Source organism: Flavitalea sp. (assembly GCF_035489435.1).
GTDB lineage: Bacteria > Bacteroidota > Bacteroidia > Chitinophagales > Chitinophagaceae > DATHKG01.
Genome location: NZ_DATHKG010000066.1, coordinates 70,057 through 83,924 on the forward strand (window position 1 = coordinate 70,057; position 13,868 = coordinate 83,924).

17 protein-coding genes are annotated in these 13,868 nt (G+C 42.7%); all 17 read right to left on the minus strand.

The features are described from left to right. Window positions 1-159: 159 nt before the first annotated feature. Window positions 160-918 carry a hypothetical protein gene (locus tag VK664_RS10465; RefSeq protein WP_461398600.1) on the minus strand — a complete coding sequence of 253 codons (759 nt, stop codon included), beginning with the start codon at window positions 916-918 and terminating at the stop codon, window positions 160-162. A gap of 402 nt (window positions 919-1,320) precedes the next feature. Beyond that, window positions 1,321-3,828 carry a hypothetical protein gene (locus VK664_RS10470; protein WP_461398601.1) on the minus strand — a complete coding sequence of 836 codons (2,508 nt, stop codon included), beginning with the start codon at window positions 3,826-3,828 and terminating at the stop codon, window positions 1,321-1,323. After that, window positions 3,825-6,287, minus strand: coding sequence for a hypothetical protein (locus VK664_RS10475; protein ID WP_461398602.1), 2,463 nt, complete (start codon window positions 6,285-6,287; stop codon window positions 3,825-3,827). Before VK664_RS10475 ends, VK664_RS10470 begins: the two co-directional genes overlap by 4 nt. Beyond that, the gene (locus VK664_RS10480) at window positions 6,280-6,522 is read right to left on the minus strand and encodes a hypothetical protein (RefSeq protein WP_461398603.1); all 243 of its coding nucleotides are present in this window, start codon (window positions 6,520-6,522) and stop codon (window positions 6,280-6,282) included. Before VK664_RS10480 ends, VK664_RS10475 begins: the two co-directional genes overlap by 8 nt. Window positions 6,523-6,595: 73 nt before the next feature. After that, window positions 6,596-6,940, minus strand: coding sequence for a hypothetical protein (locus VK664_RS10485; RefSeq protein ID WP_461398604.1), 345 nt, complete (start codon window positions 6,938-6,940; stop codon window positions 6,596-6,598). A gap of 10 nt (window positions 6,941-6,950) precedes the next feature. Then, window positions 6,951-7,400 carry a hypothetical protein gene (locus VK664_RS10490; protein WP_461398605.1) on the minus strand — a complete coding sequence of 150 codons (450 nt, stop codon included), beginning with the start codon at window positions 7,398-7,400 and terminating at the stop codon, window positions 6,951-6,953. 1 nt (window position 7,401) lies between these two features. Continuing rightward, a complete protein-coding gene (locus VK664_RS10495; protein WP_461398606.1) occupies window positions 7,402-7,848 on the minus strand; it encodes a hypothetical protein in 447 nt (148 codons plus the stop codon). Next, a complete protein-coding gene (locus VK664_RS10500) occupies window positions 7,845-8,420 on the minus strand; it encodes an HK97 gp10 family phage protein (RefSeq protein ID WP_461398607.1) in 576 nt (191 codons plus the stop codon). Before VK664_RS10500 ends, VK664_RS10495 begins: the two co-directional genes overlap by 4 nt. Window positions 8,421-8,508: 88 nt before the next feature. Beyond that, a complete protein-coding gene (locus VK664_RS10505) occupies window positions 8,509-8,847 on the minus strand; it encodes a phage head completion protein (protein ID WP_461398608.1) in 339 nt (112 codons plus the stop codon). Continuing rightward, window positions 8,835-9,383 carry a head-tail connector protein gene (locus tag VK664_RS10510; protein ID WP_461398609.1) on the minus strand — a complete coding sequence of 183 codons (549 nt, stop codon included), beginning with the start codon at window positions 9,381-9,383 and terminating at the stop codon, window positions 8,835-8,837. The genes VK664_RS10505 and VK664_RS10510 overlap by 13 nt, the downstream gene beginning before the upstream one ends. After that, complete coding sequence (locus tag VK664_RS10515; RefSeq protein ID WP_461398610.1) at window positions 9,380-9,682, minus strand: hypothetical protein; 303 nt, start codon at window positions 9,680-9,682, stop codon at window positions 9,380-9,382. Before VK664_RS10515 ends, VK664_RS10510 begins: the two co-directional genes overlap by 4 nt. Before the next feature lie 46 nt (window positions 9,683-9,728). Continuing rightward, entirely contained in the window at window positions 9,729-10,985 is a 1,257-nt protein-coding gene (locus VK664_RS10520; protein WP_461398611.1) for a phage major capsid protein, read from the minus strand. A 12-nt stretch (window positions 10,986-10,997) separates the two neighbouring features. Continuing rightward, on the minus strand, window positions 10,998-11,744 hold the full coding sequence (locus VK664_RS10525; RefSeq protein WP_461398612.1) for an HK97 family phage prohead protease: 747 nt from the start codon (window positions 11,742-11,744) through the stop codon (window positions 10,998-11,000). Window positions 11,745-11,782: 38 nt separating this feature from the next. Further along, window positions 11,783-12,073, minus strand: coding sequence for a hypothetical protein (locus VK664_RS10530; RefSeq protein ID WP_461398613.1), 291 nt, complete (start codon window positions 12,071-12,073; stop codon window positions 11,783-11,785). Window positions 12,074-12,180: 107 nt separating this feature from the next. Continuing rightward, window positions 12,181-13,005, minus strand: a complete 825-nt coding sequence (locus VK664_RS10535; protein WP_461398614.1) for a phage minor head protein — start codon at window positions 13,003-13,005, stop codon at window positions 12,181-12,183. Next, complete coding sequence (locus VK664_RS10540; protein WP_461398615.1) at window positions 13,002-13,229, minus strand: hypothetical protein; 228 nt, start codon at window positions 13,227-13,229, stop codon at window positions 13,002-13,004. Before VK664_RS10540 ends, VK664_RS10535 begins: the two co-directional genes overlap by 4 nt. Then, window positions 13,226-13,868, minus strand: a 643-nt coding sequence (locus tag VK664_RS10545) for a phage portal protein (protein ID WP_461398616.1), incomplete at its 5' end; no start/stop codon positions are given. The genes VK664_RS10545 and VK664_RS10540, both read right to left, overlap by 4 nt.

Sequence of the window (13,868 nt, forward strand, 5' to 3'; positions counted from 1 at the left end):
TAGTCTTTTCATGTTGGACTTAACTTCTATTTAAAACAATATGATTACTCTTAACCAAGTAAATTACTTAATACCTTCAGTCAGCCCTAGAACAAGGCACTCCTCGACCGGGTTATGGGGAAATCATCTTTTAAGCGTTTGCATCATTCTGTGCCAGCGTTATTCCGTTTCGCAATCTTTAACTTCATATTTCCAAACAAACCCCTGGCAAGTCGGTCTTTTACCTTTCAACACATTTGCAATGTTCTTTGAATTAAATCCCCCTCTTCCCGCCTCCTTTGCAGATGACCATCGTTTAACAAATTGTCCATCCTTCGTTAGCTGAATAATTGCTTTATTAGAATGGTAGCCCTCACCTATCCTTACGAAGCGGGGTGGGGGAGGTTTATCCTGTAACAAACATTTTAGATCACTCTTTATGAGCGAAAATTTTTTGTCGTAATATCCATCTCCTTTTCCCTGGATCATTGCTTCACGCCTAAGTGACGTGTTCGGGTTAAGATAGATCGCCAATATCTCTTGATCACAGTCCGGTAATTTAGCCATAGCCCATTCCAATTTCTGTAAATGGTCTTCGCTATACTCTTCTACAACAGGTTCGATTCGATCGAAGTCTAATCCGAAAACATTCCTGTTTTTATATTTGACATAAGCTTGCCGATAATTTGACGAGCAATATTCTACGGTCTTCTTAAGCCAACCTGCTAAATGCACACCACTAAAAGTGTCAAATCTTTTCCATGTTGATAAAAGTACTTCCTGCATCAGGTCATCACGGTCGTCCTTAGACTCCAATCCTGAGAAGTTGTTAATTAGCCATTGAAAATATCTGATATTCGCATTGACGAAATTATTAAATCGGTTATGTTTGATAGGACAGTAGTCTGGGAAGGGTGTCTTTGTTTGATATTTCTTCATTCTTTTTGCCTTTAATCTTTGCCGTTTCCAATGGTGGAGTTCCTAAATCAATTTTGCATTTGCTCTATCAAAGTAGCAATCGCGCTAGTCTTTTGTTGTATTGTGTTGATTAAGATGATTGATGTATTTATGAAAAACGGATGGAGCTCGCGTCTGGTAGGCCCTTACAGAATTTCTTCATTGTATTTCACTTGGAGTGAATGCATAGCGTAGTTTACTTTTAATATTCTTTGGATTATAACGGAGAGGGTACGGAGAAAATTCATCCTTTAAATTCAGGATGTAAACATTAAGATAATGTTCATCAAAGATAAAAACATACAATAACAACTCTCAAATATTTTATCTTATCTGGCTTGTTAGAGGATAATTATTTTCGAACTCTCTCTAGTCAATAAATAATCAGCCATTGCCGAAACTATAGTCGAATTTAAAAGCACCCTCTTGGCCTCCATCTACTGGAACAATTTTATTTTCTACAGTATAAACCACGTCATGCCCGAAAACCGACACTGTGAATATGTTGCCGATTTCTATATCTGGCCCGAGTGTAATAACCGTTATTCTCTTTCCGTCTACTACTGTTTCGCTATCCTTGAAAAGAACAGGAGTATTAGAAGCCGTCCCCGGCGAAGCTGATACAGTTACCACTCCGCCGGGGTTAGTTACTACTGCTAGCACCGTTGTAAATGGTGTGAAAACCGCAGCTTGCGGAGGAAAGTATGGCGTTCCGATTCCCGGTGCCAGCCCCGCGCTGTCCCATTCTGAATTGGTGGTTTGATTGATCGCAAGAACAATCGCAGCCATCACATCTGAGTATTCCACGGATACCTCAGTTGTATTCGTTGGTTGCAAGACTTCCTGAAATTCAGCATTGATATCTCCCGTACACAAATTCATTCTTAAAGGAGGCCGGAGGATAAACTCCCGGACTAATCCAAGATCAATGAACCGATAATTTTTATGATACCCGATAGGTTGTTTATTCAACTGATCATTCTCAGGTTCAAAGTCGAGGGATGTAAAAGATCCTGTTATATCCCAAAATCTTCTCCATGCCATATTGAAGCGGACCAGGTTAACCAGTCCTTTGAAGTGTTGTCGTTCGACAATGTTTCCCCGGTACCAGGTCGGATTGGTTGGCAGTCCTGCAGCGTTCAACATTGCCCCCTCCACAACCTGAATCTGAGAATCGGATATCATTATCTCCTCTATGTCGTTATCCTGATTATTCGCATCCTGAGAATGTTGTACGTAATCCCCTTCTACCTGAATATATCCGCCGGCAATATAAGGGATGTATTCAAGGTCAAAGCCAGTAATATATATGGTTCGCCCTGTCGGTCCGGTAATGAACGAAAAATAAAACGTGCCGTCCACTGGTATAGTTTGCGTTTCCACTGTAAGGGAATAAAACTTGGTCGTATCACTAAGAATCATCAGCCTGCTATTCACAGCATACCCACTTCCAGCCAAACTGTCCTTTATCCACTCTGCTTTGTCTTTTTCTTCATCGTCACTATAGCGAAGCCAATGCCTATCAGTCAAAGAACTACTTTGAATATACCCTCTAAAAAATGGTATTGAGCCGGTTGATGGATTATATGGGCTATCCAATCGCAAGGACATAGTAATCTTCAAGCGACTGTAAGCTTTCACTGGTATGCCATCTGCTTGTAGCATATAAAACGAAGGGGTGCTGCCACCTGATACAGGCGGCAAAATGAGTTCTCTTATTGTTTCCGTGCCATAGATAGTATAAATAGATCTTCGTGATGGGACTGCTGAAGCCGGGGTTAATGCCGGCAAATTTACGAAGTTTGATGTTGAGGTCATTAAGCCATAAGTCCAATCATCAATAGTGTGCCTTTTATAAGTTCCGATCGTCTCAGTGATATTTCCGTCACCATCCTGATCATAAATATCGGCCATCGGTCCTTCGTCGATGAAGGTGCCTCTATCGAACTTATTGTTTAGAGGTATTTCTTTCCAGACTTTAAATTTAAAGTCAGTCCTTGCGAGATTGATAGCGAAGTTGGAGGACACTAATTGATCCTCATTGATAGGATATATCAGAGCAGTCTTTCCAACGGTTGCATAATTCTCAAGATCTTCGACTCCCTGAATAACCGTTCCGTCGGCATTGTATTCTGTGTAATACCTTCCACCGGGAGCGTATTGATGCTCACCAATCCATTCAATAACCCAACGAGCATTCCAGTAAAATAACCGGGAATGTCGTTTAAGAATAATTGACAAAGTATCGTAGCAAGAAACGAATGTTGTAGGATCTTTCTGGAAAGTCCTGTGATCGAGTTTTGTTTGTTGGTAAAAGTCTTTAGTTATATCCAGATACCTATTGGTCATGGATGCCTCAAAGACATTCGAATAAATTCTTATCGGTATTCCAGTAGATGATGAAATATTGTTTAGCAATGTTTTCGATAACGCTGAAGAGATATAATCAATAAGAGTAAATTTTCCCTTATAAGTTAACCCATCCTGTTTTGTGAGTGGTATATTTTGGAGCAATTTCAGGCCATTGGTAGCCCTCAGTGTTACGTCGTAAGGTTTATCAAGGAAAGCTGCAGAACCTTCTTCTGGTGTCAGAAAGCCTTCAAATACTGCATTGTAATCTACATAGATGATAACCCACCACTCATCATAACCACCAGTTAAGAAGGTCTCCCATGTTATCGCCGTTTGGTCGTCGGCATTGATCGTTATAACAACCTCCCGCGCAATGATTGTTCCATCATCCGAATCATCGTTCATCTCTAACCCGTCCTCGGATATTTCAAAAGGTATCGGATCGGATAGCGGTGCTACGTCTTTCTGTGCGAACAGAATCAGAACATTTTGATTCAGCTCATTACTGAACTCAGCCCTATATTGTGTGCCGTAACTCATACTCTTCCCTTTCTCCTATTAACTTTTTGGAGCATGATGCGGAACATATCGCCAGAGAAATTAATAGAAGGCAATAAACTCATTCCCTCTTTACTTGTAAATGACGGAGCGTTGTTAAGCCTGTCAAGCGGTATGATCATTTCGCGGCCGTGAAGTTCCACTCCGTAACCGGAAAGCGGACCATTGGCTATACCGCCATTGGCAAACTTAGGAGTCGACTTTTGAGCCTTGTTCCTAAGTGCCTGACCAGCGGCAACTGCGACCACACCCACAGCGATAGCTACATAAGGGTTCAGGTAGGAGTTTTTGAGTGCTATCTTTAATCCGGCCATAGCTGTTCCATAGGCTATTACAGCCTTACCCAGCTCGGTTAGAGCATTGGCAATCACATTTAGCAACGGAGAAACTAAATCTTTCAAGCCGCCGCCCGATATAGCGTTTCCTATGCCTTCGCCTATTGCCACAAACGAATCATTGATTGCTTGATTGAGTATTGCATTTATTGAAGCAGTAAGCTCAGTTGCCATACCCTCCATAGCCGCTATAGCCTGCCGCTTATCAAGGCCAACTGTTTGTAGCTCAACAGTTGCGCTCGCTTTAATCGGAATGGTCTTGTCGAGCCCTAGCGCCTTTGCGATATTGGAAGTAACCTCTTCTGGACTTTGAGATAGATCATAACGCTCAATTATAACGGTAGGCTTAACGCGCACAGTTGCCTCATAAATCAACGCCTGCTGTAGAAATACTTTATCAAGGTCAGCTTTAGCCTGCTTCTTTATATCTTCGGCGGTCGCCTTATCTATTACCCCACTCTTTAAATCACGAGCAGCAATCTTTATTTTTAAATCATATATTTTTTCACTGGTCTTAATCAGGGCATCAACATCCTTTAACGCTTTTTCGATTTTCCGACGTCCGGTTAGTTCTTCGATCTCGGCACTAGTCAGCCCTTCTGTTTCAAACCCTACAATTTTTTTATTAATGGTCGGAATGTCAGCGATCTCTTGTTGAACTTTACGGATCTTTTCCAGTGCAGAAAGTTGCTTGCCGAGTAAGTCAATCTCTTTAGGCTTGGTGGTAGGCGGAGGCTGTAAGTTTCCGGACGCCGCCTCTAAAGACAATAGATTTTTTAATGTGTCGGTAAGGAAAGATGCTCTCTTCTCAGACTTATCAAACGTTTGGGAAAAGTCAAACAATGCCTTTTTCTGAGAGAACCCCGGAACAGGGGAAATTAAATCGTTGAATACCTGGGAGAGTAAAGACCCTTTGTTAGCGACTTGATCCAGTACTTTTATGTATTCCTCGGCTTGCTTAGCAGTTTCTTTACTTATTAAATCTTCAAGGCCCTTTATTTGAGCCTGCCTAACAAGCGAATTAGTTAATTTCTTAACAGATTCGTTTACTTTCTCTGTCTCAATATTTTCAAGCGTTAGCTTTGGTAGATACTTGTCGTATTCTGTATTAAGCTTATCAAGGGCCTGCTGCCTTGTCGAATCAGCTAATGCCTTGTTCTGCGCGATTGATACTAATGATTGTATAGTGGCAACCTCGCCGGCCACGGAGGCCGCACCATCTGACATAGATTTGGCAAGATCCCGATTTGCTTGTTCAAGATTTGAAGTCAGGCCGAAAACAACATTGATAGCATTACTTAAGGATCCGTATTTCTGAACCGCTACAGTGATAAGACCGGTCACGAGTGACAGTCCAAGGCCAACGCCTCCCGCACCTAATAAAGATGAGCCAAGGGCTTTTAATGCGCCTGCAGATGATCCTGATTCGGTCTTTAATCTTTGGAAGGATTCAAGTAGGGGATTGATGTTATTCTGAATGCCGATAAACCCGAATGGCGCATCTTGAGCGACACGTCCAAGGTTTTGTAATGCTGTTCCTGCCTGATTAGCTCCGGGCCTAATGCCGCCCAATCCTTTCCCTGCCGTTCCTACACTTTTATCTAACGCCGAAATTGCAGTCTGAGTTCTTGCTGCTTCGGATCTTAATTTTGAGAATAATAATGGATCGGTATTGGATTGTAGTTTTGTACGTATATCAGCGAGCTTTGCCTGCAGCTGATCGAGAGATGTTACTGATATCGGAACTTTAATTCCGGCCCCTGTAGATGACCGTAAATCATTGACCGCTTTCTTATAAGAATCCAGGGAGGCTACTGATGCGCTGATTGCAGGCGGTACCCTTCTGAGATTGTCTACAACTCCTGTAACATCCAGTTTGGGAGGTTGCACGAACGCATTTCCCAATGCCTGAAAAGAAGTCAATGCAACATCAACTTCTTTTTTTACCTCTGTTGCCCCAACAACGATATTGCGTAAATCAACTTTAGGAAGTTGTACAAATGCCTTTGATAATCCGGTGAGCGTTTTGGTAGCCGATCCGACATCTTTATTTAATTGCTCAAGACCAGTAGCTCCAAACTTGACACCAATATTGTAATCAGGCATTATTCTTGAGTTTTATTCGTTTGGCTTTTTCTTTTATCCTCTTCAGTCTTTCATCAGTCCAGCCCACTTCTTTTCTCTCACCATAGATATCCGGGAAAATGACGTCAATACCTTTTTTCACATCTCGCTTATCCATGTGAGGCAGCATGCCCACAAAAGTTGCCATCCTCAAATGATGGAAATCTATTCGTTTGCCTGCCTGATAGAAATCATAGAATCCTTTCCTTTTGTACATGAACTCCTCAAAAGAGTATCTGTCAAAGTCCCATGGATGAAGATTTAGTACCCCGAACGCATCAGAGAGTATATCACTGAACGTTAACGGGGCTGGGCTGTGTGTCGTCCTTGACCTCCGGCACGTCTGGTGAATAGGCTTGAGTGAACGCTATAACGATTTCCGTCATTAGTGAAATGGTCAGGTAATCGTCTAATTGCTCCTGAGTGAAGAAAGGCTTTTCGGTACCCAGCTCCGTCATCACACCGGCATTGATAACTTCCTGGGAAAATAGAATCATCCCCAGCATGTCCTCCGTGTTAACCGGCCTGAATGGGTCGTTGCCAGCCAGATCTTTCATCCTCCGGAGGGTGCCCATATTAAATTTCAAGGTTACTTCCTGATCACCGAGCGTCAGGATCATTTTATTCTTTGCCATATTTCCAGTTTTATGATGCAGGAGTGGTAATTACAACGCCTGAGAATGAGAATCCCCATGAGAATGTCAGGAGATTGTCTGCAGGGGCTGCGTGGCCAAGAGATGTAAATCTTCCTTCGCCTTCTTTGTAGATAGCTTCCCCATCACCAATGGTTCCGTTATCCAGGTTAAGGTAACGGCCTCTTGCTTTGGTTTGGTTCTGCAACAGGGCATCAATTTCTTTGTACGATGCTTCATCCGCTTCAGGAGCCGCATTCACAACTCCGTTTCCAGATACAGCATTGGTTGGCTTGCTGGCAGAAGAGAAGGTTGCGCATTTGGTTACCGTATCGTTTACTGTCGCCTGACTATCGGACGAGTTGTCGGTTTCGCAACCAATAGTTTTCCAATCGTAGGGCGCAATAAGGTCAGTTGAATACTGAAATACCACTTCTAACCCTTGAACTTCTGTAGCTGCCATTTTATTGAATTATTATGTTTGAAAATACTAGTGTCTTAACTATTCTATAATCGTTTGAATTTTCTACTTGCGAAATACCTGATGTATCTGTGCTTATTAATTTCGGAACATACAATCGAAATCCACTTTCGATTTGAAGCGTAGTTGTCTTACGTGTCGGGAATAAGCGTTGCGTAATCTGATCCGCTACTAAGTCAACTATCTTTTTAGTGCCCGCTCCTTTCATTGTGTGAACAATTCCTAAAATAATTTCACTGTACGACCTGTAACTACACTTCGTGTCTTCTGCCCGCCCGTTTTGACTCCAAACGAGTATGTAGATACTATTTTCTGTTTTAAATTCCTCAAGCTTTGAATCTGCTATTGGGATCGGATTTCCTTCAATAACTATCTGATTGCTCAGAGCTGCGAAATATGCCCGTCTCAATGCCAGATCAAAGTCTTTCATAATCCCTTCATAATATTTTCGATACTCTTTATCAGTTCGTCCCTGACTATAAACACATTTTTAAAGAAGAAAGGATGCGGGTTAACGCCGTTCTTTCTTATGCTCCGAGCAATCACAAAGGCTAATGCCTTATCCTGTTTCTCTTTAGTTGCTTTGTTCCCGGTTCTCCTTTTCGTCTTTACTGAGTAAGTACCGGCTATCTTTTTTCTTTTTACCCATGCCTGAATTGCGTCCTGCATACTTGGCCCGCCCTTCGGCCCCGGACCCTGAAACGAGGAGGCGTAAGCCATCAATTCGGCTGGTATACGTCTCTTACTTTTCGTTCCCCACTCCATGTATGCAGCGGTTCGGTTCTGCACTACTGTTGTGAACGCTATCCCTGTGGATTGATTCACCGTTATATTCTGCCTTAATGTTCCTCTGTCGCCCGGCGCATCTTTAACTGCTAACCTCTTTACCCTTTCTGCACTCAACTTTAATTCACTCGATACCGCTTTCTGTATTCTCTCCGGAAATGTTTTGAACCGACTTAACACCTGTTCTAGTCCTTCCACTTTTATTGAGAATGGCATTAGTTTAATCTTTTAAACGCCTCAATCAATGAATCCAGATTGCACTTAATTCCGCTGAATCCGAATAACCATGGTTGATGTGACGTTATCATAAAATCTCAATTAACGTGAACTCTAAAAACATTCTATTCTCTTTGTATCTGTTCCAGGTAATAATTGAATACTCCCGGTTATCTCGTATAAATCTTGTGTCCTTGGTTATATTCGCCTCTATGTCATTTCTCCACCAGATGTAAGCCCTGTACTCATTGACTATTTGGTTATACCCCTCTTCTGTGCTGTTGAATCCCATCTTCTTTTGAAAGTACCCTCTCGTTGTTAAGAAGTGTTCATATACTGCGGCATGGCCGCCGGCATCATCAGCCTCCTTTGTAGGGTTTTCAAGCCTGCAAGGTTCTTTAAACATCGATCCGGTTACAACAGCCATACATTTCTTGAATGAGGTTCTGCGAGCAATAAAGCACTATCACATAATTTATTTTCTGTCGTTCCCCGGTTCTCATACCTGAAGGCAATCTCTTCGAGTAACGCCATCTTTAAATCTTCGGGTAGCGTTGTAAACCCTGCCGTATAAGTCACGTCAACATAACAGCTACACGGGCTTTTCAGGGTCTTGAATTCTATTCCCTGTAATGTATAATCATCTGCCTCTATCGTGTCGCCATCCTCGTCTATAATCGCTGTAATAGCTACTGTCGGTCCGTATGGCAATTCGATATTTCCCTTCCCGTTATTTAGAATAGCTCTGACCGTCTTGGGGCCAAAAGAAACACCCGTGTACTTTTCAAGCCTCTTTCTGCAGGACTTCATAAGGCTGGTCAGCTTAGTATCATCATCAGTAAACTCATAGCTACCTTCCGTATCAAACTGCATATTTAAATGCTGCTTTACCTCAACCAGTGTTACTGGTTCAGCTGACAGGTCGGTGACAACTTTAAAATCTATGACGGCGTTGTAACTCACTTGCCTTTATTAAATGCTGTTTCGTTTTCTTTTCTGAGCTTCTTCACCGAGTCACTTTCGGTAATCCTGATAGATGTTTTTTTCTCCGGCGTCGGATCCATTTCTTTTTTCGGCGCGTGCCCTGTTTCTTTTTTCTCCGGAGTCGAGTCAACTTCTGCTTTTTCTTGCATATCGATAATTTCAACCAGTCCGGAAGCGGCCAATTCTTTAGCTACACGATCAGGCATTTCTATTTCCTGACCTGCTTTTAGTTTGCCGTAATCCCCGACCGATGTTTGAAGTGCTTTTACTTTTACCATAACAATGATTTAAAAAGGGGAGGCCGTAACCTCCCCCGGTTATTATTTAGGATGCTGGTAACAGTGCTGTAGTAGCAGTAGAGAAAGTACCCTTAATGATACCTGCAGGCCTGAAGATTGGCAGCGCAATTCTTTTTTCAATCACGATAGTGATCAAGTTTTTAATCGCGTTGTCCTGATCCTGATCAAAGAACCTAACGGTTGTGCCCGCACGATCAAAGATCATGGCGGCCCGTGGCTGCATTACCAGGAAATCATCCTCAACAACTGAAGTATGCTCGATAATATTTATTCCAATTTGCTGACCCAGGTTCACACCGTACGCAGACAGGAACATGTAGTTTCCGCTGGTATCTTTGCGAGAGGTCATATTGAAATAGTCATCCGGAGCAACGAGGGCAACGAGAGGCCCGTTTAATTTCGCGTTACGAAGCTGTTTACGTGCAGCCCTGAGTACATCGAATTCATTCGGAGCTGTCACTGTAGAAGTACCAGCGCTGAACGTGGTTGCGTTCGGGAATAATCCGGAAAGATTGTTCCCAACGTTATTGCCATACAAAATCTGATCGTCTTCAACAACAGCAACTTCTTCAAGCCCGATCATTGTCAGGAATGATTGCAGGTAAGGAATATCCTCGATCATTTCTTCTGGCACCCGGAAGTGAACGGCAATTTTACGGACAGGTGCGTCATAGATGGCAAGGTCCCTGTCCGCTTGAGGTTTTGCGCTACCCTCTGCAACTGTTGTTGGCGCACCTTCACCACCATTATCACGGATATACCGGATAATATTAGAATTGGTCGTGCCAACAGGCAGAATATTCCGCATGTGTGTTTCTTCGTACGGAGCGGAGATTACACCTGGCACCACCGTTGGCTGCACAAAATAAGAACCGGTTAAATGGGTAGAGCTACCCATGATAGCAACAGCTTTCTTATCGATCTCAATCGAGAAGCCCTTACCGTTGCCTTCGCGATATTGTTTCAACGCGTCTTTTTTCGCATCGAGCATTTTACCTAAAACACCGTCGAATGTATTTGGCTGGGCACCTCCCTGTGGAAATTCTTTTTGCTTGGCGATCTGTTCATTAATCCACTTTTGGTTAGCTACTGCATTTGTCTCAAGTGTAGCGACCTTACCTTTCAGTTCGATATTTTCTGTCTTCAATGTTTCTATTGAAGCGAGCTGGCCTTTTAGTGTATCGATTTGGGCGGTTATCTCCGCTTTAGCAGCTGCATTAACCTCTGCTTTCAGTTTGGCTTCAAGAGCCTCTAACTGTGCTTTTAATTGAATAGGATCCATTTTTAACCCGTTTTAATTTTGAATGAATTGTTTGAATACGTCCAGATATTTCTCTGTCTGACCGGCTTCAACTGTATTCACTACGGGTTGAGTGGCTCCTTTATAGAGTTGTAATAATCTTTCTTTTGATTGTCCGATCTTAATATCAAGTAGCTCGAACGCCTGATCGGATAGGTGCCCGGACTTAAATAGTTTGGTAATTGATTCGATCTCTTTTAGTTCATTTTCGAATGCGGTTACGCTCTCTTCCTTGGTGAGATCCTTGAAGGACTTTCCTACAGCAAGCGTAGGCGTGAAGATGTTCGCACCCCACAGCACAGCCGAGCCTTCGTAGAGTTTTACTTCTTTAATGACTGTGTACCTGGCATCCCAATTATCATCGTTGAAAACTTCGCGCTTAATGGTTGAGAAACCTATAGAGTGTTGGTTGATTGCGCCGGCTACATAGAATTTAAGCACATCATCACCCCATTTGGTAGCAGGAATATCGGTTACTCCATACAGGTAGTCGCCTTCAATTCCTAGTTCGTGGAACTTACCCACAGCGTCTTTCAAGGATGCCCGATGATCAGTAAGGTGCCAGATAAGATCGGCGCCTTTTGGTCCTCTTTCGGTAATGGTTTTATCAAACGCAGTTTTTTCGATAATGTCTTTATCGAAGTCCATAACCCCGACGCGGTTCAATGCAACCTTAACACGACGAGACTTATCGTCAACGTCAAGCGTTTTACAGGAGTTGTTCTTTATTTCGTAGCTCATTTATATTTCATAGTAGTAGAATTATGAGTTAACGTAGTTTACAATGTTTGAATAATTTTCTTTGATTCGGCAATCCTGTCGTCAACAAGTTTGCCCTCTTTTCTCAGCTCCTCGATATATTCAGTATCCATCTGAAGGGCAATTTGATCAACATATTTATCATGCTCTTCCTGGTAGGTCCTGGCATATATATGCATAGGTTTTTGCTGCTCATCATTTGCGAAATGCGGAGACCATATCCCATAAGTGCCCACCTCGGTAGACACTACTGAAAGCAGCTGTACCCATCCCTTATGCCAAAAAGCTTGTTTTACTATGTGCTTAGCCATGATCTATAATTATATATGCTGCCAAATCTTTCTGTGACAATTCTTTGTATGGTAGCTCTATTAACGCCGTAGCTTACAACTACCTTGGTATGCCTTCCATATTTCCATTAAAGCATCATTTCGTTTTGTCTGCCCTGAATTATCGGATTCATTATTTTCGGTATCAATCTGCCCTGCTCATCTCGTTTTGGCACTATAGCTTGCAAGCACCGACAAAGAATAATTTCTTTTAATGGTCCTTCCGGATCCCCAGGATACATTAAGCCAATACTATACGGCTGGTCCATCTCTCTCATTTCTCCTTCCACTATCAAATGTGAATGCCGCCTACGGTTATCTGGAATCGATATCCACTCTTTCACAACTTGGTAGTCGTACGCGCCTGCCGCAACAATGGTCCCGTAATTCGCAGCCCTATTGCTCTCTGTGCGCACGATTACCTGCGCCCTGTGTCCCAGGTATACCTTATCGTTAATCAACCTCACCATCTCGTCGACTGACAATCCTTCAGATATCCCCCGCTCCATAATCTTCAGGATATGCGCCTTCGTAGTTTCGGAGATATTATTCACCGATTCCAAAAGATGCAGTCTGAAGTATCTTAAGATTTCTTCCGTCCACTGCTCATTATATCCGAATGTCCGGTACTTGAGTTGTGGTGAAGCAGCAAGTAATCCAGAGTATGTTCTGTTAGCCAGCCATAAACCAGCTTTTAAATGCATATCCCTGACAACGGCTGTCATCTTAAGATTAAACGAGAAGCTGTTTAAATGACTTCTTGCTTGATCGATCCCTGAGGCTTTTAATACCTCTGTTAAAGAACTGATCTGACTTTTAAGAGCCGTGTACACCCTTGTGATATATCTTGTCTCTATCGCTGTCAGAATGCGCTTATATTCTTGAGCCTTTTTATTTCGTTCTGTTCGGGTCATGCTGGCAATCCCAGTGTTAATCGTTCCTTTTTAAACTCTGTTCTATAATCCTCAAGCCTTTGTTTCACATCAGGCAACCCATCCAACTCAAACAACTTTTCTTCACACCATACCCTTGTGCATTTTGCTTTATTACTTTTTGTCCTGTTACAATCCCCGCTATAGATCCGCCACTTAATAGCCGCTATTTCAACCAGCTTTATCATCAACTCCTCCGGTGTCATAACTTCGGATCAACATCGTTATCAATTCGGTCCAGTTCGTTTTGCAGAGAATCAGGATTCGCATCGTTGATTTCTTTCAAGCTGGAGGGTATAAAATATTTGTTTAACATAGGTTCATTCAAATCTTCATCTCCGCCGGTCATTAACCTCTTTTCCTGACCTGTGTAGTACCACATCTTTTCCAGGCGGGCAGCTAACTGGTTCTGATCTTCGATTAACTCTGGATAGCACTCAAGGCTATAATCGACATATAAATTCTTGTCTCTGTACAGTTTTGCGATCTCGTTCCAGTCGTCCCTTAGGCTTGAAAGCTCCGGTATAACTGCCTGGGTAATCAACTGCTTCATCCATGCTTTAATATTATTATCGGTAGCATTTGCTGAGGCTGACCACAACCCCGGAGGTGCGTGGAATATGTTACAAATCTTTTCATCCGTGTACCTCTCCTGATTGATCAGGTCCATATCTACCGCAGTTTGTCCGAAGTTGATATACCCTAAGTCTCCGTTTGCTATTGCTATTGCCGCCGCATTCTCAGATCCAAGTATTTCCTCGTTCAGCTTGTACTTCAGCTTACCCTCTTTCACTGAATCCATATCCTTAGCGCCCTGAAGCTTATTAAACAAGATCCCCGCTGCT

What these genes read in the sequence shown, in the direction of transcription:
- VK664_RS10485 (WP_461398604.1), bottom strand. Translation starts at nt 6,940, where the DNA reads ATGGCAAAGAATAAAATGATCCTGACGCTCGGTGATCAGGAAGTAACC.
- VK664_RS10515 (WP_461398610.1), bottom strand. Translation starts at nt 9,682, where the DNA reads ATGGTAAAAGTAAAAGCACTTCAAACATCGGTCGGGGATTACGGCAAA.
- VK664_RS10500 (WP_461398607.1), bottom strand. Translation starts at nt 8,420, where the DNA reads ATGCCATTCTCAATAAAAGTGGAAGGACTAGAACAGGTGTTAAGTCGG.
- VK664_RS10535 (WP_461398614.1), bottom strand. Translation starts at nt 13,005, where the DNA reads ATGACCCGAACAGAACGAAATAAAAAGGCTCAAGAATATAAGCGCATT.
- VK664_RS10470 (WP_461398601.1), bottom strand. Translation starts at nt 3,828, where the DNA reads ATGAGTTACGGCACACAATATAGGGCTGAGTTCAGTAATGAGCTGAAT.
- VK664_RS10505 (WP_461398608.1), bottom strand. Translation starts at nt 8,847, where the DNA reads ATGGCTGTTGTAACCGGATCGATGTTTAAAGAACCTTGCAGGCTTGAA.
- VK664_RS10540 (WP_461398615.1), bottom strand. Translation starts at nt 13,229, where the DNA reads ATGACACCGGAGGAGTTGATGATAAAGCTGGTTGAAATAGCGGCTATT.
- VK664_RS10480 (WP_461398603.1), bottom strand. Translation starts at nt 6,522, where the DNA reads ATGTACAAAAGGAAAGGATTCTATGATTTCTATCAGGCAGGCAAACGA.
- VK664_RS10475 (WP_461398602.1), bottom strand. Translation starts at nt 6,287, where the DNA reads ATGCCTGATTACAATATTGGTGTCAAGTTTGGAGCTACTGGTCTTGAG.
- VK664_RS10490 (WP_461398605.1), bottom strand. Translation starts at nt 7,400, where the DNA reads ATGGCAGCTACAGAAGTTCAAGGGTTAGAAGTGGTATTTCAGTATTCA.
- VK664_RS10525 (WP_461398612.1), bottom strand. Translation starts at nt 11,744, where the DNA reads ATGAGCTACGAAATAAAGAACAACTCCTGTAAAACGCTTGACGTTGAC.
- VK664_RS10530 (WP_461398613.1), bottom strand. Translation starts at nt 12,073, where the DNA reads ATGGCTAAGCACATAGTAAAACAAGCTTTTTGGCATAAGGGATGGGTA.
- VK664_RS10520 (WP_461398611.1), bottom strand. Translation starts at nt 10,985, where the DNA reads ATGGATCCTATTCAATTAAAAGCACAGTTAGAGGCTCTTGAAGCCAAA.
- VK664_RS10495 (WP_461398606.1), bottom strand. Translation starts at nt 7,848, where the DNA reads ATGAAAGACTTTGATCTGGCATTGAGACGGGCATATTTCGCAGCTCTG.
- VK664_RS10465 (WP_461398600.1), bottom strand. Translation starts at nt 918, where the DNA reads ATGAAGAAATATCAAACAAAGACACCCTTCCCAGACTACTGTCCTATC.